Origin of the sequence: Haloarcula japonica DSM 6131 (assembly GCF_000336635.1) — an archaeon.
Classification (GTDB): Archaea; Halobacteriota; Halobacteria; order Halobacteriales; family Haloarculaceae; genus Haloarcula; species Haloarcula japonica.
Genome location: NZ_AOLY01000037.1, coordinates 340260 through 359998, shown reverse-complemented (window position 1 = coordinate 359998; position 19739 = coordinate 340260). Strand labels below are relative to the sequence as shown.

Genomic DNA, 19739 nt, shown 5'->3' with positions numbered 1-19739 from the left:
TTCGGATATGAGCGACGACGAAAGCGAGGACGCGGAGGAGCCGGCTGTCGAACTTGGCGACGGACCCGACGTTGCCGGTGCGCCGCTTTCCCGCGTTTCGGCGCGGCTCACTTGGGGCATCGAACACAGCACTATCGTCGACCGCGAGGGTGACACGACGATTCGGACGCCGGACGGTCCGCAGGAACTCGCAACGGTGCTCGAGGACGTCGACGTGCCATATTTCGCCGACCGCCAGGAGTTCGAGAGCGCGGTCCGAGATGTCATCGGGACCGGCCCCGTCCCGACCGAGTAAGCCGGGCAGCGGACTTTTGTCTGTCCAGATGTGGCCACACTAGCCGGTCTGGCAGTGGCCCATCTGACCACATAGCCCGTGTGACACCCGCTGTCCACCCGGTAATCCGCTATCGTGCTTGAACCACAGGGTTTGATACCGTCTGTTGTGGAGACAGCGTATGTTCCGTAGGCGGGGGATGTCTTGGAAAGAGCAAGCCGCATTCGCTATCTGGGGACTCGGGGTTATCATCGTTCTCCGAACCCTGTATGATGTATTCGGCGTGGAAGGGCGCGAGCTAGCTATCGTCGCCGTTGTCCTGTTCTTTGGCTCGTTCTACGGCGTGTTCATGCCAGTCTGGCGACGGCTCTCGGCGGAGTGAAGCACAAGAAGCAACACCTGAGCGGTCACAGCGGGTCAGCGGTCCGACGCAGTACGGTTCGTTATCGTCGCGCCACAACACAACAGCTTGCGGTCAGTTACCGCATGTTTTCGAGCGCACACACCGTGTCGGAGATAATCCATTCCGTCTCACAGTCGGCGTGCTCGATACTGAGCGCATTGAAGGTCTCTCGTCCATCATCAACCGTTATTTCGAACGCTCGGCTACGAAGCGACTCGGGATGGGGGCTCGGTGGGGACACACATCCCCCTCATAGAGTGGGACCGATAAACGAGTCGATTCGCCGCGACAGGCCCATTACGCGCCGATTGGCCGCCGTCTGGCGATTGGTTACGAATCGCCAGACTCGCTCACCTCGGCTCTGCCGCGGCGCTTGCCGAACAGGTACGCGGCCACGATGAGTGCAAGGGGAACGACGAGGAAGATACCCATTATGATGAGGAGGATGACCAGTTCGATAACTCCGGGCATACCGGGAAACAGGAGGAGGACCATACGCTCCGTTCACCGGCCTGTCGCAAAAACCCACCTGCAACGTGAGCGCCGGGACCTGCTCCCATGGTGTCCGGCTTAGACGTGTTGCTCCGGTAGGAGGTCGTCGAACGCCTGCGCGTCCAGCCATTCACAGAGCCTGACGAGCTGTTCGGTCGCCGCCTCGAACATCTCCGCGCCCTTCTCGGCCGTGGCGTCGGTCTGGTCGCCCAGGACGCCGTTGTCGGTGTTATCAGCGGCGTCGTAGAAGGTCCGCGAGCCGTACTTCTTTGTCTCCGCCGCTTCGACGCTCGGAATCCCGCCGTCCCGGGCGTCTTCGAGGCGGTCGTCGTGAACCAGTTCGGAACGTAGGTGTTGAATCATGGCCGTCTCCTTCGGCCCGCCGTGTGGCCCGTTCTGCTCGAACAGGTCGTCCACGAGGTCCGGGATGCTCTCGTCCCACATCCACTCGATAGCGTACAGCACTTCGTCGTCCCGGAGCCGGCGGCCGACCTCCCGGAGGTGCTCGACGTTCCCGCCGTGGGCGTTCACGTAGATAACCCGGTCGATGCCGTGGTACGCCAGGTTCCGAGTGAACGACTCGACGTAGTCGCGAAACACCGGCGCGTCGACCCACATCGTCCCGTTGAACTGTCTGTGGTGGGGGCTCACGCCGACGTTAATTGTCGGGGTGCAGAGGTAGCCAGTCCTGTCGGCGGCTTCTCGGGCAAAGGCTTCCCCAATGAGGTGGTCCGTCGCCAGCGGGAGATGCGGCCCGTGTTGCTCGGTCGATCCGAGCGGGACGAGCGCGAGCGACTCCGTCTCGAAATAGTCGCCGAGGTCCGGCCACGTCTCGTCGGCAAGATACATACCACGTGCTGGTGACGGACGCGTCTTGAATCTGTGCCTCGCTACGGACCCTGCGGTGGTTCAGGTAGTACGACGGGCTCAGTCGAACAGCTCGTAGACGCGAGCCTCGTACGGCGCGAGCGTCACTGTTCCCGGGTCCGGGTCGTCGTGGTCGTAATTGCACTCTAGCAGCGTCGAATCGGCGTACTCGACTGGGAGGTCGAAGGTTTCCGCCGCGTCATCGAAGTGCAGGACGACGAGAAGCCGCTCGGTTCCCGAGTCCGTCGCCAGCGACCGCGTGAAGGCAAAGACGGTCTCGTGGTCGGGACGCAGGTCGGTGTAGTCCCCGTACACCAGCACGTCCCTGTCGGAGCGCAACTGGATGAGTCGTCGGTAGTAGTTGTAGACGGAGTCCGTATCGGCTTGCTGGTCGGCGGCGTTGATCTCTCTGTAGTTCGGATTGACCTGAATCCAAGGATCGCCGTCGGTGAAGCCGGCGTTTTCCGAGTCGTCCCACTGCATCGGTGTCCGGGCGTTGTCACGGGTCCGGTAGCCGACGACGTCTTTCACGTCGTCGTAGTCGTCGAAGCCCTCCCGGTCAAGTAGCTCCCGCGCGTGGTTGATGGCGTCCACGTCGCGGAGGTCGTCCATCGTGTCCCAGTCGGCGTTGGTCATCCCGAGTTCCTGCCCCTGGTAGATGTAGGGCGTGCCACGGAGCGTGAGGATGAACGTTCCGAGTAGTTTCGCGGATTCTGGGCGGTAGTCCTCAGGGTCGCCGTAGCGGGAGACGCTCCGCGGCTGGTCGTGGTTTTCCCAGTACAACGTGTTCCAGCCGTCCGCCGCCAGCCCGTCCTGCCAGCGGTCGATGATACGCTTCAGGTCCGGCAGGCTCCAGTCGCCGACTGACCACCGCTCGCCGTCAGCGTAGTCGAGTTTCGTGTGCTGGAAGTGAAACGCCATGTCCAGCGGCCCCTCAGCGCCGGCGTACTCGCGGGCCGACTCGACGGTGAGCTGTGGCATCTCCCCGACGGTCATCACGTCGTAGTTCGACAGCACCTGCTCGTCCATTGCGTCGAGATACGACAGCATCTCCGGCCCATCGATGAAATGCTCGGACCCGACCCACTCGCTGTCCGGATCGCCGTCGGGCAGTCCTTCGGCTTTCGACAGGAGATTAATGACGTCCATCCGGAAGCCGTCGATGCCCTTCTCCAGCCACCATTCGATGGTGTCGAAGATGTCCTGTCGGACGGCGTCGTTGCGCCAGTTCAGGTCCGGCTGTGAGGTGTCGTACAGGTGGAGGTAGTACTCGCCGCGCGCCTCGTCGTACTCCCAGGCGGAGCCCCCGAAAAAGGACTCCCAGTTGTTCGGGGGCGTGGGCTCGCCGTCCTCGTTTGTTCCGCCCTCGCGCCAGATGTAGTAGTCCTCGTACTCCGGGTCCCGCTGTCGGGACTTCTCGAACCACTCGTGCTGGTCCGACGTGTGATTGACGACAAGGTCCATGACGAGTCGCATACCTCGCTCGTGGACCTCTTCAAGTAGCGCTTCCCAGTCTGCCATTGTCCCGAACTCGTCGTAGATGGCCCGATAATCGCTGATGTCGTAGCCGTTGTCATTCTGCGGGGAGTCGTACACCGGATTGAGCCAGATGACGTCGACGCCGAGGTCGGCGACGTAGTCCAGGCGCTCGATGATTCCCTGTAGGTCGCCCACGCCATCGCCGTCGCTGTCGTTGAAGCTCCGGGGATAAATCTGGTAGACGACTGCCTCCTTCCACCAGGCGCGCTCTGCGGTCATACAGAGGGGTAGCCTGACGCGTTGCTTAAATCCACGGGTTCATACAACACCCGTTGTAAACATCTCCGCTCCGCCGGCTAGAGATGGCCGCAGTACCGCTACAGTTCCAGCACCGTGTGTCGCGGCAGTTCCAGGTCGTAGCCGACTGCCGAGACCGTCTCGGTCGGCCAGTCACCGGTCGCGGACAGCAGTTCGATGTCGTCGGCTGAGACGAGATAGGTGTCCTCGGTCTTCGTGCCGGCGATAGTCGGGTTCCAGGCGTACCCCTGTGGCAATGCGACATCGGCCTCGTGGCCGGGCGTGGCGATCCATTCGCGGCCGGCAAAGCCCGCAGCGCCGCCCTGGTGATGATTCTGCCACTCGCCTTCCCAGCCGACCTCGGCGTAAGCGTCCTGAATGGCGGCGAACACGTCGCCTGCTGTGTCGCCATCTCGACCGGCTGCCTGTGTCGCGGCCAGCGCAGTGGTCTCGACCCGGGCGGCTTTGCGGGTTCGATCCGTGAACCACTCCGGTGGGTCGAACGCGACAACACGGGTGGTGCTGACGTGCAGGCCGTTCCGCTGGGCGGTCACCGAGATGAGCGCGTAGTCGCCGAGTTCCGCGTCGGTTGACGTGTAGTGCCGGTACGACTGTGCTCGCTCAGCGCTGCCGACGAGCACGACGGGCGTGGCGATGCCTCGGCCTTCGAGTTCTTGCCGGAGCACCGCGGTCACATCGAGTTCGGTGTGGGAGGGTTCGACTTTCCGCGCGACGGTCTCGACTGCGTCCGCGGTGTCTCGCCCGAGTTCACGGTACTGTTTCATCTGGCCTTCGGTCAGCGGCTGGCGGAGCTGTGTGGCGTCGACTGATTCGAAGCCGGGGACATCGAAATCAGCAGCCGCTGTGGTCGGACTCGCTTCAGCGACGGCCTCGGCCAGCGACTCGGCGTGCCAGTCGAACGTCTCGACGGTCACATCGCCGTCGAGTTCCTCGTCGCGGAGCCGCGGCGCTTCGATGTTGTCGGTGACGACCCGTACCTCGTCGCCGTCGTAGCCCGCGGCGGCGACGCCGATGTCGCCCTCCCGGTCGACAACGTTGTCGCCACCACCGGTGAGCCACGCAAAGGAGTTCGGCCGGGCGAACCAGACGGCTTCGAGCCCCGCTGTCCGGAGGTACTGGTCGAGACGGTCTGTAAGCGTCATACCCTGACATGACGCCGGCCCCCAGTAAAAACCAGGGACAACACGCGGCAACAGGACTGGTGACCCAGTCTCGCACAGCGGCAATTACGACACACCTTGCTATCGTGTTCGATTCCGCTCCCGACTCACTCGGCGATACCGCTGTCAGGGTCACGGGACTGGAGCAGCGAGTACATGACCGACTGGAAGGCCTCGCTATCGACGGACTCCACGACGTGGGTGTTCGGTTCACCGTCAGTCACACCGTTGACGTCAACGCTAGTGTACCCGCGGGTAAGCCCCTCGCGGTCGTCCACCGCGACGTGATACGTTGACACCTCCTCGCGGAGTTCCGGATACGCAAGCAGCGCGGCGGTGACGCTGTCCGGAAGTGCCGTCCATCCAGGGTCGTCGGGACCCTCGCTGTTGAACGCCCGGGCCTGTTCTGTCACCGATTCGAAGAACGACGCCAGTTCAGTGTTGAACGCCGATACCGCCTCGAACTCGGTGGTGCTGAACACTGCATCCCGAAGACACACGCCCCAGTCGACGAGCGTAACCTCGAAGGCGTCGAACACGCGCCGGGCGGCGTCGGGGTCCACCCATAGATTGAATTCCGCGGCGGGAGTGACGTTCCCCTCGCAGTTGACGTTCCCGCCCATCACCCATACTTCATCGACAAGTTCCGGAAGGTCAGGCTCGCGGGCGTACGCCAGCGCCAGATTGGTCAGCGGTCCGATGCAGAGCAGTGTGATTTCACCCGGGGCCGCCCGACAGCGGTCAACGATCTCGTCGGGGCCAAACCCTGCCGCAGACTCGATGCCGGTGTCGGGGAACAGGTCCCCGCCGAGACCGTCCTCGCCGTGAATGTACGTCGCGTGTTCGAACTCCTTGAGAAGCGGCTGTCTCGCCCCTTCGTAGACGGGGACGTCGAGGGAACCGGCGAGTTCGAGCGTGTATTTCGCGTTCTCGACCTCTCGCTCGAAGGGAACGTTACCGGCAACGACCGTGAGTGCTTCGACGGTAACTCGATCACTGAGACAGGAAAGCAGAATCGCCTGTGTGTCGTCGCCCGCGGTGTCCGTGTCGATGATGACGCGTCGCATATCCCCTCGTCGTATGGCACATACAAATGATACCGGGCCACAACTGTGTGCCACATCTACATTGCGCCACCCGACAGCGATGGGTGAACGACCAAGCGACGCTGTGAACCGCCGGGATTACACCATTTCGAGGCGGTATCCGCTGTCGTCACCGAGCGATTCGTACACGATACGTGCGGCGGCGATGTCCTGAATCGCGAGGCCGGTCGAATCGAAGACGGTTATCCCGGACAGGTTCTCGCGACCTGGCGCGTTCCCGACGACAATCTCGCCGAGTTCGGCGTCGATATCCGACTCGTCGATATCGCCCGTGCTCCAGGGGACGTTTATCTCGCCGGAGTGGGTCGTCTGCTCGAAGTCGTCGATGACGAGCGTGGCCTCGCGGATGACGTCGGTGTGGAGTTCCTGCTTGCCTTCGGCGTCGGCACCCATGGCGTTGACGTGGGTGTGCTCCCCGAGGTCGTCGAGCGTGACGATGGGGTCCTCGACCGGCGTGACCGTCGACAGGATGTCACACTGGGCCGCCTCGCGAATCGTACCCGCTCGCACGTCGAACTCGTCGCCGAAGGTGTCGATGAACCGCTGGACGCGGTCGTCGTCGAGGTCGCTGACGATGACGGACTCAATCGGCCGCACTTGCGATATGGCTTCCAGTTGCGTATAGGACTGGACGCCGGCACCGATGATGCCAAGCGAGGTCGCGTCCTCGATGGCGAGGTGGTCCGTCGCCACGGCGGCGGCCGCACCGGTTCGCTTCATTGTCAGTGTCGTCGCGTCCATCACAGCAAGTGGGAAGCCGCTCTCGGGGTCCGTGTACACGAGCGTCCCCATCACGGTCGGCAGGTCGAACTCGTCGGGGTTGTCCGGGTGTACGTTCACCCACTTGATGCCTGACGCCTCCCAGTCGTCCGTTTCGAGGTAAGCCGGCATCGACCGGAAGTCCCCGTTGTGCTGTGGCAGGTCGATGTAGGACTTCGGCGGCATCTGCGCCGTGTCGTTTTCGTATGCGGCGAACGCGGCCTCGATGGCCGGAACGAGGTCCGCCATCTCGACGGCCGCTTCGATGTCCGTACTGGGGACGATAGTCGTCTGGTTGTCCTGTCGTGCTGTGGAATATAGTGAATTGCTCATAGTGTTGTGAATGTATTATATCGGTTTATTTGCTCGCGCGATACTGACTCAGTGTATTCTCGGCTCTCGTTGGCACTCCTAGAACGACCCCTGAGACAGCGTCTCACGGTGGGTGACGCGGCCGCGGTGCTCGGCGTCGTTGAACGATTCGACCGTCGCAAGCACACGACAGCCGATAATGTCTGCTTCGCCGTTTTCGAAGTAGAGGCGTGTCTCGCCGACCTGTGCGACCAGTTCGCCGGATTCCTCGTCGAGTTCCGTGACGTACACTTCTATCTCTTCGCCCGCCTCGAACGTCGGCGTGGTCGACCTGAAGGACATCCCAGTGAGGAACTTGCTGAACATGCTCATAGACGGGTCACATCCTTGGATTTGCGGTCAGTGGTGTACTCGAGTCCGAAGCCGGTCAGTGCGGAGAGAAGGAACACGCCGAACAGGAACCAGCCGTGGAAGACGTACGGCCACACCTGCACGGGGTTGACAACCATCGCGCTGGTGAACCACTCGTACTGTCCCGGGAGGCCCTGTAGCGTCGCGAAGCCGATGAGGACGCCACCGCCCCACGGGAAGATGTATCCGAGCGCCGACGTGTTCGCGTCGAGGATATTCGCCCGGCGGTAGCTGTTGATGTTGTACCGCTGGCCGATGCGGGCGATGTACGGCGCAATCGCGATCTCTGCGGCCGTGTTGATCGTGATCATTGAGTTGACGAGGGCGGTGCCGACCACCATCGTCGTCTCGGCCTTTCGGACGCCAGTCGCGACGTTTTCAAGCAGCCATTCCTGTATCGCCTCGAAGCCACCGCCACGGATCATGATCTCCGACCCGGCGACGATGAGCAACACGAGCACGATCAGCGGGAAGAAGCCGGCTGCACCGTTGTAGATCGACCCGGTGACGCCGGCGTTTTCGGCCGCGACCACTTCCGCGATGGGTAGTGAACCGGCCCAGCTCGCGGCTGCTGACGTTTCGGGAACTTTGAACAGCAACACGTCACTCAGCGGTGCGAGATCGAAGACGACGTTGAACACAACCGCAACGATGAGTCCCCACGAAATGGCTTCGACAATGTGTCGCCCCATGACTGCCGTCACGATGACGACAAGCATGGAAACGAGATGCAACAGTCCCGCTGGTTCGCTGTTCTGGACGAACAGGTCCTGTGCTTGTTGGGAGATGTCCAGCCCGGCCATCGCGTTTCCGGCGAAAACGTACGCCACAAGTGCCAGTACTGCCGCAATAACGGCGTACTTGAACCGCGAGGCGACGACGCCACCGATATCGGCGTCCTGCGTCACTGCGCTCACGATTGTCGTATCACTGACTGGCGCGAGGTTGTCCCCGAAGACGGCCCCCGAGAGAATCGCTCCGAACAGCAATACCGGGTTCGCACCGAGCAGGATCCCGGCCGGGAAGAAAAGCGCCGAGAAGGCGACTGCCGCGCCGTAGCCGGTTCCGATACCGGTCGTGAACAGCGCTGCGAGGATGAACGTGGCAGCCGGGAACAGCGCACCCCCGACGTCCGCTGCGTTCGCTGCCCAGACGAGTCCGCCGACGAAGCCGCCTGCCTGGAGCGTGTTCGAGAACATCCCTGCCCAGAGCCACGCGACGACTGCCGTCGCGGCAACTCGCTTCGTCATCCCATCGAAGATGGTGTTTGCGTAGTTCTTCCAGTCTCCTTTGGCGAAGAACATCCCGACGATGAGCGCCACGAGCATTCCCGCGACAAGTCCAGTCGTATCCCCGATACCGAACAGGCCACTCTGGACAATCGCCCACAGGATGAACACCCCTATGGGAATCACACTCATCCACCGTCCGCCGTAGAACTCGATTGCTTCGACGTCCGGACCAGAGATCTCCTCGATCTCTGTCCCATCGCCACTATCCGTGTCTGACATACATTCTGTGCCTCGTCAGATACACACGCAAAAGTTCATGATAATAACTATCTCTCCGGTAACAAATCACAGGAGCCGCCTCTGGTGAAGTCTCATCCCGCTACGGTCGCTGCAGATATATAAAAGTCCACTTCTGACGGATATTGGACGACGGACTAACGGTATATTTGGCCCGAACTGCGGCAGGACGGTATCATTCCAGATACTCATGCCATAGAATATAATCAGGGGTAATCGACAACTCAGTAACTATCACACCTATATATAATATCCACTGCACCTGTTCCACTATGACCGGACCTTTTTATATCACTATCAAGTCCACAGTGGTATGGACAGCTCTAGCGGTCGTCGTCTCCAGACGACTGAAACCTCCCTTGCGATCATCGATGCGGTAAACGAGTTGGGGGAGGCTAGAATGAGTGAGCTTGCGGACCGGCTGGACCTCTCGACGAGTACGATTCACGTTCACCTCAAGACACTCTTGGATCAGGAGTATCTGGTCAAACGAGGCGAGCAGTACCGACTCGGTCTGAAACTGTTCCACCTCGGAGAGGGCGCTCGGACCCGAAACGAGTGGTACGAGGTCGCCCGTCGCAAAACACACGAACTCGCCGATAGCTGTGGCGAGGAGGTCACGTTCGCCGTCGAGGAGTACGGGCGCGCGATAACGCTGTTCAACGTCGTCGCCAACGTCCCGTCGAAAGGATTCCAAGTGGGCCGGTACTACTACCTGCACAACTCGGCAGTCGGGAAAGCAATCCTCGCCGCGTTGCCGGAGACCCGAGTCAACGAGATTCTCGACCGATGGGGACTGCCCACTGAGACGGAGTACACAATCACCGACCGCGAAGCCCTCATGGAAGACATCGACCGCACGAAAGAGCGCGGCTACTCGGTGAACGATCAGGAAGCAGTCGAGGGGCTTCGTTCGGTCGGCGTGCCGGTCACCGCCCCACATGGCGGCGTCCTCGGCGCACTGGACATCTCTGGACCGCTGTATCGGCTGCCACCGAACGAGGAACTCGCGTCGATGCTGCAGGATGTCGTCGAGGGACTGGAGTCGGAAATCGGGGTCCAGTAGCGCTCGGTCGCGCCTGTAGTCGCAAGCGAGGAACGGCTGTGTGACGCCGGCTCTGTGACTGTGAAGATGATAAATCAAAGCACGGGCTGAGTGCCTCTACTGTCGTCAGTCCCGATCAGCGTCTCTTGGACCGAGAAGCGTGGCCTCGACTTTCCGGAGGTGTTCGTGAAACGTTGTCTTCGCGATGCCGAGTTCATCGGCCAGTTCGCTCCCGCTTACCTCTCTTGGATAATCGTAATAGCCGCGTTTGCGGGCCAGTTCGAACACTTCACGCTGTTTGTCGGAAAGCTGTCGGACAGCCACCCCATCGGATTCCCTGCTTCCGGTGGTCGCGGACGTAATCTGGGTCACGGTTATCGTCGCGTCTTTCTCTGTGCACACGGCGTCGAGTTTCTCCTGTATCGTCGCCCGCGATTCGTCAATAGCGACCGTCCAGTACTCGGTCCCGTCGCGGATTCGGATCGGTTCCTGATTCATGAACCCGTGTGAGACCAGCGCGTCGTGGATACTCTCTTCTGGGCCGTATTCGACGAGAAGCGTGCTCGTCGCTTTGTTTACTGGGGCCGATATTCCGCCAAAGCTACGACGGGTATCCATTTCCGTGACTGCGTGTGTGTGGTCAGACCCCCGGGTCGCCGCGACGAGCGCCTCGACCGCGGCCGCCGACTCAGCGTACGCGACAACGTGGGCCTTGACCTTCCCGTCGACCAGATACGCCGCGTTGACCAGCAGTCTGGCCGAGGTGGCCGCCGTCACTTCCCGCATCCAGCAGTCGGGGTGCTCCAACTCGAGCGTCAGCTGGAGACCGCCGCTTCGTCCAGCGGCAGTCATATCGGAGCCGTCAGCGCCCATCGCTCTCTAGGTTCTGTGACACGATAGCGTTCGTCTGTTCTCACTTTCATTACGGGCCGTCCTCCAGTATTCGCACCGGGTGCCACACATGTAAGGCTCTGGTTTGTCAGTCACACCGACGGTGTACAGCAGTATGGACTTGCGGCGAAAATACGACGAAGGCACGCCTGCCGTTGTACTCGCAGAGGGAGCGTTCGGACAGCCGGAAGGGAAGACGGCCAACGGTATCGTTATGCACGGAGAGCTGTTCGACGCGCGGGCCGTCGTGGACTCGACGTGTCCCAGCCCCAACGCCGGAGCAGCCCTTGATTGGCCCGCTGCCGACGACACCCCGGTCGTCGGAGCCGTCACCGAGGCGCTGGATCGAGCCCCGGACGCAGCCGTCCTCGTCATCGGCGTCGCGCCAGCCGGCGGTGATCTCCCGGAAGCTTGGGTCGAGGCTATCCAGCGCGCGATGGAACGGAGCTGTGACGTTGTTTCCGGCTTGCACGTCTTCTTGAGCGAGCGCCCAGCTTGGACCAAGCACGCCCAGAAACACGACGTCGACCTCGTAGACGTTCGGAAACCGCCGTCGGTAGCCGATCTGACGCTCGGTGACGGCCGCGGGAACGAGGCTGACGCAGACGTCGTCCTGACGATGGGGACCGACTGTGCCGTCGGGAAACGAACGACGACTTTCGAACTGTACCGGGCGGCGACCGATGCCGGACTCGACGCCGGCTGGGTTGCGACGGGACAGACCGGCATCCTCGTCGGCGCGGACCGCGGTGTCGTCATCGACCGGGTCCCGGCCGACTTCGTTTCGGGCGTCGTCGAGGACATGGTGCTCGATGTCGCAGCGGACCACGATATCGTGTTCGTCGAAGGGCAGGCCGCCCTCACGCACACCGCATACGGCGGGGTGACGCTTGGCCTGCTCCACGGAGCGGCCCCCGACGCAGTCGTGCTGGCTGACGACCCCTCCCGGGAGGCCCGCTCCCATTTCGACGACCTCACCGTGGCCGGCGTCGAGGCCGAACGCCGCGCGATTACTGACCTCGCAGAGACGACAGTCGCGGCGCTCTCCACCTGGGGCGACCCGGAGGCGGAAACCGCCAGAACAGGGCTTCCGGCGGCGAACATCTACGACGATGACGGCCCAGAGAAACTCCTTGCAGCCGTTCTGGAGGCGCTATGACCCGTATCGACCGCGTCTCGGTCGCGTCGCTCGACCGCGAACTCCGTGAACCGTTCGAGATATCGCTCGGAACCCGGGAGAAAGCGCGGAACTTGGTCGTTCTGGTCGAGACGGACTCAGGTGTCATCGGCCACGGGGAGGGGTCCCCGTTGCCGCCGGTGACCGGCGAGACACAGGCAGCCGCCGTAGCGACCGCTCGGTCGGTAACGTCGATGCTTGAGGGTGCGGCTCTCGCCGACTACCGCGAACTCGTCGATGAGGTGCGGGCCGCAGTGCCCGGAGCGGTTTCGGCATTGTTCGCTGTCGAGACAGCCCTCCTCGACGCCTACTGTCGCGACCGTGGCATCCCGCTCTCGGAGCTGTTCGGTGGCGCGCCGACCGCGGTTACCACCGACATCACCGTTCCGATAGTCTCGCCTGACGCGGCAACCGAACGAGCCAGGCGCGCCGCGGCTGCTGGCTTCGACCACATCAAGGTCAAGACCGGCGGGGCCATCGATGATGACGTAGCCCGGACGGTCGCCGTTGCGGACGCTGCGCCCGACGCGACGATTACGGTGGATGCGAATCAGGGTTGGACGCCGAAGGCTACAGAGCAGTTTGTCGACGAGGTGACCGCGGCCGGGGTCGACCTCGCACTAGTCGAACAGCCGACGCCGAAGGACGATATCCGCGGTCTTGCGAGGACCCGCGACAGACTTCCGGTTCCCGTCGCCGCGGACGAGGCCGTGTTCACGCCGGCGGATGCAACAGCCGTGGTTCGCGACGGGGCTGCCGACGTGATCAACGTCAAACTCGGGAAGTCGGGGCTCCTTGGGGCGGCAAGGATTGCAGCCATCGCCGAGGCCGCCTCGCTCGACTGTATGCTCGGCTGTATGCTCGAAGGTACAACCGGGATCGCGACGAGCGCCCATCTTGCCGCTGGGCTCGGTGCCTTCGACCACGTCGATCTGGATGGCCACCTGCTGCTCGAGGAAACGCCGCCGTCGATGTCGTTCAGCCCGCGTATCGATATCGACGGGCCGGGGCACGGAGTTTCACCGCCGGCGGCTGTGAGTGACGCGACTGAGAACTGAGCGTTGTGGCGTTTCGCTACGCAAAATAGCGGCCGAGCGCTTACTCTGCAGACTCCGCCGCCTCTTCGACGTCGGGATCGTCTTCCGAAGTATCACTGCCAGTTGTTGCTCCGTCCCCGTCGCCGCTGTCGGCTGCCGCACTATCCGCAGTGGCAGGGCTGTCGTCGGCTGCTGTATCAACTGGCGGCTCTGTATCGGTGGAATCGCTCCGTTCGGTGGCTGGCTCCGTAGTGTCAGTGTCAGCTTCGAGCGATTCGGCCATCTCCGCCATCGCCGCAGCGGATTCGTCCGGCCGGTCTAGCACGGTCTCGGTGTGCATCTGCATCTCCTCGCTAGCCCGGATCGTCCCGTCGACCGTCGCGTTCTCGTGGAGTTCGACGGTCGTCCCCGAGATGTCGCCCCAGACCTTCGCTCCCGGGCCGACCCGGACGGTGCCGCTGCGGGTCGTTACGTCCCCTTTGATCTCCGTGCCCCGGCCGACCACGATATCGTCTTTCGCGCGGAGACTCCCGAAGACGACCGTGTCGCGGCCGACTTCGAGGGACTTCGCGCGGATGTTGCCGTGGAGCCGGCAGTCGTCGCCGACCGTCGCCGGCGTCGAAACGCGCCAGGCGTCGTCCGAGACGCTCGCACCGCGTGGAATCAGAACCGGGTCGTGTTCGTCACTTCCGTCGTCTAGCATCTCGTCGATTACCTCCTCGGCCGCGTCTTCCTCGCCGATTCGGAGGAGTTGTGAGAGGTAGACGAACAGGAAGACGATGGTCGGCATCGGATTGCGGATGACGATCCAGCCGTTTGCCTCGAACCCGTTCTCGATGTCCACGTCGTCGCCGATATCCAGATCGCCCGCGACACGGAGTTCGCCGCCGATATGTACCCGTTCGCCGATGTAGGCGTCCTCGCCGACTAGCACGTTGTCCGCGACGTCACACCACATGTCCAGCCGACAGTCACCTTCGGCTTCGATGTGGCCGCCAAAGCGGACCCGCTCGTCGGCGATGACCGTCCGCCCGCGCACGCCGAACTCCACGGTGGACTGGCCGCCGACGATGACGTCACCGTCGGTCACCAGATCGTGTTCCTCGACAGTCGTCCCGTCGGGAATGTCGAGTTCGGACAGCGGGTCGGAGCCGAGAGGCACGGTTGCTATAGCGGTTTCGTTCGTATTAAACCCTCATGACGTGCATGACGGACGTCTGACGCTGGTCGGACGGGAACGGCATCACCGCAGTTTCGCGCTGGTGACGGGGCGGCCATCGAGTCCGGTTGTGACGTGCAGCCGGCCGAAACCTGACAGTCGAACGGCCATAACGAACTAAGCCACTGCTACAGTGGCTCCGGTATGTTACTCGAACGCCGCCACCTCTCGCTTGCACTCGTGGTGTTACTGACAGCGTCCGCCGGCTGTAGCGGGCTGCTCGGCTCTGGGACGGGCACAGACGGCACAGGCACCGAAGTAGCAGCGACCTCGGCTGACGCCAACGGCCCTGCACCCGGATCGTCTGGCTTCGACGCGGGGGCCATCGAACGCGGACACTTCGAGACGCTGTCGAACTCGTCGTTCACGACTTCGCTGTCATTCCAGCTCTCGACGGTCCGGGACGGCCAGAACCGCTCTGTGTTCATCAACCGGACCGTTGCTATCGACCGTCAGAGCGACCGGTCGCTGGCGCAGGGTGAACTGGTTCAGGCTAGCGGCGACACGCTGGAGACGACGACCTACACCGCCGACGGAACCACCGCAGAGCGTCGAGTCCTCGTCCGCGGTGAGCAGGAGATGACGGACTACCGCTCCGCGACACCGCCGTACGACGGGCAGGTCCAGCCCGTCAACGAGAGTAGCGTCATCGACCGCTCGTTGCTCCAGTCGCTCGGATCGGCTATCAACTGGACCTACGCCGGTACCGAGATGGCCGACGGTGACAGCGTCTCGCAGTTCAAAGCCACCGGGAGCAACGTTACCGGGTTCGCGGCCGACGACGCCGTCTCGACGAACGTCTCGGCCAACGGGACGACGGACTCGGCCAGTGCAACGGTCCTCGTTGACGAGGACGGCGTCGTCCGGTCGTTCCAGTACCGGGTGACGACCGAACGGGACGGCCAGCCGGTGACGGTGACGCTGTCGCTCTCCGTTTCGCAAGTCGATGACACCACCGTCACGGAACCGGACTGGCTGTCGAACGCGTAGTGCCGACAACCGACGGCAAAGATTACAGCGACTGTCCGGCGCTGAACTGCCTGGCGACCCACTGCGAACTGTCGAGCGCCTCGACACTGTGCTTTAGGCGCGTCAGCCGGTCACTTGTTTCCGCTTCGCCCAGTTCCAGTGCCCGCTCGATGGCATCAGCAATCGCGTTGATGTCGTGCGGATTGACCGTTAGCGTGCCGTCGAGATGTGTCGCCGCGCCGGCCAGTTCGCTCAGTACGAGCGAACCATCGCCGTCGACACAGGCCGCCGGGTACTCGTGGGCGACGAGGTTCATCCCGTCGCGGTGTGGCGTCACCACTGCAACATCGGCGGCCCGGTACAGGCCGGCGAGCGTCTCGTTGTCGAGGTTGGCCTCGGTGTAGACGATGGGTTGCCAGTCACCGGTTCCGAAGCGGTCATTGACGCGTTCAATGGCGTCGACGACGTCCGCCCGGTACCGGCGGTAGGCGGCGATCCCCTCCCGCGTTCGGCTCGCCTTCTGAACGTACGTGAATGCTCCGCGGAGGTCGGGCCGGCGCTCCCAGAGGTGCGCCAGCGCCTCAATCCGTTCGGGGATGCCCTTCGAGTAGTCGAGTCGCTCGACGCCGAGCGCGAGTCGAATCGACGGGTCCGAGCGGCTGCCGCCCAGCACGGTATCCCGGATACTGGCCACGTCAGCGGTCCGTGCTCGGTCCCGAACCGCTTCGACGTCGATACCTAGCGGGTTCGCGACGACCCGTGTCCTGTCGCCGCCGCGGACGACTGTCCCGCTGTCCGTGTCGATGGTCGCCGCGGGGAACGCACGGTCGACGCAGTGCAGGAACTGCTCTGCGTACGCCGCTGTGTGAAAGCCGATCACGTCACAGGCCAGCAATCCGTCGAGAAGCACGTCGCTGTGAGGGCAGTGCCGAAACACCGATGGTGCGGGCCAAGGGATGTGCCAGAACTGCAACAGCGTCGCATCCGGCCGCCGTTCCCGGACCGCTCTGGGAGCCAGCGCCAGGTGGTAGTCCTGAAACCAGACCGGCTGGCCCGCGTCGGCGACTGTATCGACGGCCTCGGCGAACTGCTCGTTGACGGCGCGGTACTGGTCCCAGTAAGCGGGCTCGGCCCACATTCGGCCCGTGTCTTCGTGGCAGAGCGGCCAGAGTACCTGGTTGGCGTAGCCGTAGTAGTAGCCCTGAACTGCCGCGTCCGAGAGGGGAACGCGTTTCAGGTCGTATGTGGGGGCAGACGGCGGGACTTCGATCATGCCCTCCTCGGCAACGGCCATATCGGCGTCGCCGCTGCCCCAGGCGACCCAGGTACCGCCCCGCGACTGCATCACCGGGTCGAGTGCGCTCGTCAGCCCACCCGCCGCGGACTGGACCCGTATCTTGCCGTCGTCGTCCCGCTCGTGGCTGTACGGTTCTCGGTTCGAGACGACCACCAGCGAGTCCGGAACTGCACCGTCTTGCGCGTTCACTGACAGCTCCGGAACCATTTGGCTTCGGTAAGTGCTTCCCTGCCTTGAGACTGTCGTGGACTACTGACTCGTGTATCCAGCGTAACAGGTCATCTCGTACGGACTGCTGTAGTTCGCTGTCCCGCTGACTGTTGCAGTCAGGGAGTCGTCGAGGGAAGCAGGCACAGCGGCCATCACTGCCTGTGTGACCCGTCACCGGGGCTAGCAGTAAGAGAAAACTTATACCGGAGGCCTCGAAAGAAAGGGGTGAAAGCCGAAAGGGCACCCGGGTAGGGGTACACGGACGTGCCATTTCGGCTCAACTCGGTTTATCTGAACACGAATTCGGTAGCGACGGCTACGCTGTGGAGTGTTGGTAGTGTGGAAGCGGTGTGACTGATCTGGTGAACAAGACAGAAGCACGTCCACTCCGTGGTGCCTGACAACAGATGGAATTTCACACCTGGGAACCAGTGTACGAGGATATCCTCGACGACTTCGGCTACCCCCGTGATGGCGATGAACGCGCCCGCGACCGGTTCGGTGACCTGCTCGGCGACGACAGCACGTACGACCCGACGAGCCTCGGCCTCGACGGTGCAACGGTCGCTATCGCCGGGGCCGGCCCGTCGCTAGAAGCCGAGGCCGACCGGGCAGCCGATGCTGACGTGGTCTTCGCGGCGTCCACGGCCGCCGACCGCCTCCAGACGGAAGGTGTCGCCGTCGACTGCATGGTAACGGACCTGGACAAGAACGCCGACACTGGGCGGGAACTGACAGCTGCTGGGACGCCGGTCGTCGCTCACGCTCACGGCGACAACATCCCCAAACTGGAGACACATATTCCGACCTACGACACCGAGTTCGTCGTGCCGACGACACAGGCGGCCCCTGCCCCGCCGGCCCACAACTACGGCGGCTTCACCGACGGTGACCGCGCCGCGTTCCTCGCAGACCACTTCGGCGCTGGCTCGCTTGTGTTCCCCGGCTGGGACTTCGAGGACCCGTCCGTGACCGCCGAGAAGCGCCGGAAGCTCCGCTGGGCCGAACGACTGCTGCGCTGGCTGGAACAGCGCCGGGGCGAGCGCTTCGACGTGCTCGACGGCCGACGTGACGACATCGAGCCAGTAGATACCGACTGAAAACGACTCCCCGACTCAGGGCGCTAACACGTCGATGGTCGTGTCGATAGTGTCCGGTTCGGCGGCGCGGGGGAACGAGATGTTGATCGCGTCCACGCCATCGATGTCCTCGAACTGTGCGATGTGGTCGCGACATTCCTCGGGCGTACCGGCGACGGCAATGCTGTCCAGTAGCTCGTCACTGATCGCGTCGACGGCGGCCGCTTTGTCGCCCGACCCCCACTGCTCTGCGATCTCGTAGGCGGTGTCCTCGTACCCTTGGCGGGCCAGCGCGTCGCGGTAGAACGTCCCCATCCCGCCGATGTAGAACGCCACGTGCTGGCGGGCCAGTTCGCGGGCCTGCGCCCGGTCGTCCATCGCACAGCACGTCAGCGACAGCGTCACCCGCTGGTCGGCGCGGTCGCGGTCGCCGAGGTCCGCGCCGTGCTCGAAGTCTTCCAGTCGATCCCGGAGGCCGTCGGCGGTCAGCATCAGCGCGTGCCAGCCGTCGGCGAAGCGACCGGCGAGCTCGACCGACTTCGGGCCGAGGCCGCCGGCGTCCACGGGTGGCACGGGTTCGGGCGGTTCACAGCGTAGTCGGAACCCGGACAGCGAAAAGACGTCTCCGTCGTAGTCGACGGTCTCCCCGGAGAGCACCAGTTTCATGATATCGACGGTCTCCCGCGTGTATTTGAGCGGATTCTCGAAATCACGGCCGTGCCAGCCCTCGATGACGATAGGCCCGGAGGGTCCGACACCGGCGCGGAAGCGGCCGTCCGAGACCTCCTGCAGCGTCGCCGCGGTCTGGCCGAGCAGCGCCGGCGACCGCGAGTACACGTTCAGAATCGAGGAGCCGAGACCGACCGTCGACGTGTGCTCGGCGATGCTAGTCAGGGTCGTCACCGCGTCTCGCCCCCACGTCTCCGGGAGCCAGACCCGGTCGTAGCCACTGTCCTCGGCCTGCTGGCTCATCTCGACCAGCGTATCGACCGACGGCTGTGCCGCGACCGGGAGATACACGTCCCGCGCTGTCATCTGTCGCCCCCCACGCGATGAATGGCGACCGGGCAGACTCCTGTTAGCGACTGGAACGTATGTGCCTGAGACATGGCTCGCAGTCCGGCCGCACGGGAAATAAAGCCACATGAGAGGGGGAGTGTCGCCCGTTGTCCGCGGTTTATTCACAGGGAGACACCGGGTCGGGAGCGTCTCGGGAGGGTGTGCCAGCGACACGACAACAGCCGAAATGTATATTATCTGTCCACAATTCTCGGCGAGTGAACCCGTGAACCCATACGCCCTCCTCGGAGCCGCTATCGTGTCCGAACTGCTCGGGACAACGTCGCTGAAACTCTCGGAAGGGTTCTCGCGCCCTGTCCCCAGCCTCGGTGTCGTCGTCGGCTACGGTCTGGCCTTCTATCTGGTATCGCTGACGCTTGAAGACCTCCCTATCGGCGTCGTCTATGGGACCTGGGCCGCGCTGGGAATCGTCGGTGTCGCCGCAATCGGGATTGTCGTGTTCGACGAGCCCATCGATATCCCCGGGGCCGTCGGTATCCTGCTTATTATCATCGGCGTGTACTGTGTCAACGTCCTTTCGGAGATGTCCGCGCACTGAGCAGGGGACAGGCACGTCACATGTGAAGCTGTGAGTGCGCCCGTACCAAACGGTTGGACGCTCGACTCGGCGACCGGCTATATGAGG

General features: G+C 63.2%; 21 protein-coding genes. 8 read left to right on the top strand and 13 right to left on the bottom strand.

Going from position 1 to position 19739, the window contains the following annotated elements; translation table 11 throughout:
- Nucleotides 1–7 precede the first annotated feature (7 nt).
- Together C444_RS13070 and C444_RS13065 are read left to right on the top strand one after the other, a co-directional pair.
- Entirely contained in the window at nt 8–295 is a 288-nt protein-coding gene (locus tag C444_RS13070) for a DUF5789 family protein (RefSeq protein ID WP_004593396.1), read from the top strand.
- Nucleotides 296–455: 160 nt separating this feature from the next.
- Nucleotides 456–656, top strand: a complete 201-nt coding sequence (locus C444_RS13065; RefSeq protein ID WP_004593395.1) for a hypothetical protein — start codon at nt 456–458, stop codon at nt 654–656.
- Nucleotides 657–753: 97 nt separating this feature from the next.
- Here C444_RS13065 and C444_RS22375 read toward each other — a convergent pair whose 3' ends face one another.
- From C444_RS22375 to C444_RS13030, 9 genes are all read right to left on the bottom strand, one after another.
- Complete coding sequence (locus C444_RS22375) at nt 754–918, bottom strand: hypothetical protein (RefSeq protein WP_004962921.1); 165 nt, start codon at nt 916–918, stop codon at nt 754–756.
- Between the two features lie 89 nt (nt 919–1007).
- Nucleotides 1008–1172 (bottom strand): hypothetical protein, encoded by a 165-nt coding sequence (locus C444_RS22370; RefSeq protein ID WP_004593394.1) that lies wholly within the window; start codon nt 1170–1172, stop codon nt 1008–1010.
- Nucleotides 1173–1247: 75 nt separating this feature from the next.
- The gene (locus tag C444_RS13060) at nt 1248–2018 is read right to left on the bottom strand and encodes a creatininase family protein (protein WP_004593393.1); all 771 of its coding nucleotides are present in this window, start codon (nt 2016–2018) and stop codon (nt 1248–1250) included.
- A 78-nt stretch (nt 2019–2096) separates the two neighbouring features.
- Nucleotides 2097–3794: a glycoside hydrolase family 13 protein gene (locus C444_RS13055; protein WP_004593392.1), complete on the bottom strand. Its 1698-nt coding sequence runs from the start codon at nt 3792–3794 to the stop codon at nt 2097–2099.
- A 98-nt stretch (nt 3795–3892) separates the two neighbouring features.
- Nucleotides 3893–4975, bottom strand: a complete 1083-nt coding sequence (locus C444_RS13050; RefSeq protein WP_004593391.1) for a M24 family metallopeptidase — start codon at nt 4973–4975, stop codon at nt 3893–3895.
- Between the two features lie 125 nt (nt 4976–5100).
- Entirely contained in the window at nt 5101–6060 is a 960-nt protein-coding gene (locus C444_RS13045) for a nucleoside hydrolase (protein ID WP_004593390.1), read from the bottom strand.
- A gap of 117 nt (nt 6061–6177) precedes the next feature.
- Nucleotides 6178–7191 carry an alanine dehydrogenase gene (locus C444_RS13040; protein ID WP_004593389.1) on the bottom strand — a complete coding sequence of 338 codons (1014 nt, stop codon included), beginning with the start codon at nt 7189–7191 and terminating at the stop codon, nt 6178–6180.
- 78 nt (nt 7192–7269) lie between these two features.
- The gene (locus tag C444_RS13035; RefSeq protein WP_004593388.1) at nt 7270–7542 is read right to left on the bottom strand and encodes a DUF7513 family protein; all 273 of its coding nucleotides are present in this window, start codon (nt 7540–7542) and stop codon (nt 7270–7272) included.
- Nucleotides 7539–9092, bottom strand: a complete 1554-nt coding sequence (locus tag C444_RS13030) for a Na+/H+ antiporter NhaC family protein (RefSeq protein ID WP_004593387.1) — start codon at nt 9090–9092, stop codon at nt 7539–7541. Before C444_RS13030 ends, C444_RS13035 begins: the two co-directional genes overlap by 4 nt.
- 331 nt (nt 9093–9423) lie before the next feature.
- Here C444_RS13030 and C444_RS13025 point away from each other — a divergent pair, with 331 nt between their 5' ends.
- Complete coding sequence (locus C444_RS13025) at nt 9424–10176, top strand: IclR family transcriptional regulator (RefSeq protein ID WP_004593386.1); 753 nt, start codon at nt 9424–9426, stop codon at nt 10174–10176.
- Nucleotides 10177–10281: 105 nt separating this feature from the next.
- On the opposite strand, the gene C444_RS13020 is transcribed toward C444_RS13025, so the two are convergent.
- Nucleotides 10282–11028 carry a helix-turn-helix domain-containing protein gene (locus tag C444_RS13020; RefSeq protein WP_004593385.1) on the bottom strand — a complete coding sequence of 249 codons (747 nt, stop codon included), beginning with the start codon at nt 11026–11028 and terminating at the stop codon, nt 10282–10284.
- A gap of 133 nt (nt 11029–11161) precedes the next feature.
- On the opposite strand from C444_RS13020, the gene C444_RS13015 reads away from it, so the two are divergent.
- The gene (locus tag C444_RS13015) at nt 11162–12205 is read left to right on the top strand and encodes a DUF1611 domain-containing protein (RefSeq protein WP_004593384.1); all 1044 of its coding nucleotides are present in this window, start codon (nt 11162–11164) and stop codon (nt 12203–12205) included.
- A complete protein-coding gene (locus C444_RS13010; protein ID WP_004593383.1) occupies nt 12202–13281 on the top strand; it encodes a dipeptide epimerase in 1080 nt (359 codons plus the stop codon). Before C444_RS13015 ends, C444_RS13010 begins: the two co-directional genes overlap by 4 nt.
- 40 nt (nt 13282–13321) lie before the next feature.
- Here C444_RS13010 and C444_RS13005 read toward each other — a convergent pair whose 3' ends face one another.
- Entirely contained in the window at nt 13322–14422 is a 1101-nt protein-coding gene (locus C444_RS13005; protein WP_004593382.1) for a polymer-forming cytoskeletal protein, read from the bottom strand.
- Between the two features lie 201 nt (nt 14423–14623).
- Between C444_RS13005 and C444_RS13000 the strand changes: the two genes are divergently transcribed.
- Nucleotides 14624–15469 carry a DUF7537 family lipoprotein gene (locus tag C444_RS13000; protein ID WP_004593381.1) on the top strand — a complete coding sequence of 282 codons (846 nt, stop codon included), beginning with the start codon at nt 14624–14626 and terminating at the stop codon, nt 15467–15469.
- 22 nt (nt 15470–15491) lie between these two features.
- On the opposite strand, the gene C444_RS12995 is transcribed toward C444_RS13000, so the two are convergent.
- On the bottom strand, nt 15492–16952 hold the full coding sequence (locus tag C444_RS12995) for an alpha,alpha-trehalose-phosphate synthase (UDP-forming) (RefSeq protein ID WP_004593380.1): 1461 nt from the start codon (nt 16950–16952) through the stop codon (nt 15492–15494).
- A 410-nt stretch (nt 16953–17362) separates the two neighbouring features.
- Between C444_RS12995 and C444_RS12990 the strand changes: the two genes are divergently transcribed.
- The gene (locus C444_RS12990; RefSeq protein ID WP_004593379.1) at nt 17363–18055 is read left to right on the top strand and encodes a 6-hydroxymethylpterin diphosphokinase MptE-like protein; all 693 of its coding nucleotides are present in this window, start codon (nt 17363–17365) and stop codon (nt 18053–18055) included.
- A 15-nt stretch (nt 18056–18070) separates the two neighbouring features.
- Here the strand turns inward: C444_RS12990 and C444_RS12985 are convergent, their stop codons facing one another.
- Complete coding sequence (locus tag C444_RS12985; protein ID WP_004593378.1) at nt 18071–19069, bottom strand: TIGR04024 family LLM class F420-dependent oxidoreductase; 999 nt, start codon at nt 19067–19069, stop codon at nt 18071–18073.
- A 250-nt stretch (nt 19070–19319) separates the two neighbouring features.
- On the opposite strand from C444_RS12985, the gene C444_RS12980 reads away from it, so the two are divergent.
- Nucleotides 19320–19652 (top strand): SMR family transporter, encoded by a 333-nt coding sequence (locus C444_RS12980; protein WP_049909516.1) that lies wholly within the window; start codon nt 19320–19322, stop codon nt 19650–19652.
- Nucleotides 19653–19739: the final 87 nt, after the last annotated feature.

Bases quoted from the DNA above. Each gene is read 5' to 3' on its own strand.
- C444_RS13020 (WP_004593385.1), bottom strand. From the start codon at position 11,028: ATGGGCGCTGACGGCTCCGATATGACTGCCGCTGGACGAAGCGGCGGT.
- C444_RS13065 (WP_004593395.1), top strand. From the start codon at position 456: ATGTTCCGTAGGCGGGGGATGTCTTGGAAAGAGCAAGCCGCATTCGCT.
- C444_RS13015 (WP_004593384.1), top strand. From the start codon at position 11,162: ATGGACTTGCGGCGAAAATACGACGAAGGCACGCCTGCCGTTGTACTC.
- C444_RS12995 (WP_004593380.1), bottom strand. From the start codon at position 16,952: ATGGTTCCGGAGCTGTCAGTGAACGCGCAAGACGGTGCAGTTCCGGAC.
- C444_RS13060 (WP_004593393.1), bottom strand. From the start codon at position 2,018: ATGTATCTTGCCGACGAGACGTGGCCGGACCTCGGCGACTATTTCGAG.
- C444_RS13035 (WP_004593388.1), bottom strand. From the start codon at position 7,542: ATGAGCATGTTCAGCAAGTTCCTCACTGGGATGTCCTTCAGGTCGACC.
- C444_RS13030 (WP_004593387.1), bottom strand. From the start codon at position 9,092: ATGTCAGACACGGATAGTGGCGATGGGACAGAGATCGAGGAGATCTCT.
- C444_RS12985 (WP_004593378.1), bottom strand. From the start codon at position 19,069: ATGACAGCGCGGGACGTGTATCTCCCGGTCGCGGCACAGCCGTCGGTC.
- C444_RS13025 (WP_004593386.1), top strand. From the start codon at position 9,424: ATGGACAGCTCTAGCGGTCGTCGTCTCCAGACGACTGAAACCTCCCTT.
- C444_RS13040 (WP_004593389.1), bottom strand. From the start codon at position 7,191: ATGAGCAATTCACTATATTCCACAGCACGACAGGACAACCAGACGACT.
- C444_RS13070 (WP_004593396.1), top strand. From the start codon at position 8: ATGAGCGACGACGAAAGCGAGGACGCGGAGGAGCCGGCTGTCGAACTT.
- C444_RS12990 (WP_004593379.1), top strand. From the start codon at position 17,363: ATGGAATTTCACACCTGGGAACCAGTGTACGAGGATATCCTCGACGAC.
- C444_RS13010 (WP_004593383.1), top strand. From the start codon at position 12,202: ATGACCCGTATCGACCGCGTCTCGGTCGCGTCGCTCGACCGCGAACTC.
- C444_RS13055 (WP_004593392.1), bottom strand. From the start codon at position 3,794: ATGACCGCAGAGCGCGCCTGGTGGAAGGAGGCAGTCGTCTACCAGATT.
- C444_RS13045 (WP_004593390.1), bottom strand. From the start codon at position 6,060: ATGCGACGCGTCATCATCGACACGGACACCGCGGGCGACGACACACAG.
- C444_RS22370 (WP_004593394.1), bottom strand. From the start codon at position 1,172: ATGGTCCTCCTCCTGTTTCCCGGTATGCCCGGAGTTATCGAACTGGTC.
- C444_RS13050 (WP_004593391.1), bottom strand. From the start codon at position 4,975: ATGACGCTTACAGACCGTCTCGACCAGTACCTCCGGACAGCGGGGCTC.
- C444_RS13000 (WP_004593381.1), top strand. From the start codon at position 14,624: ATGTTACTCGAACGCCGCCACCTCTCGCTTGCACTCGTGGTGTTACTG.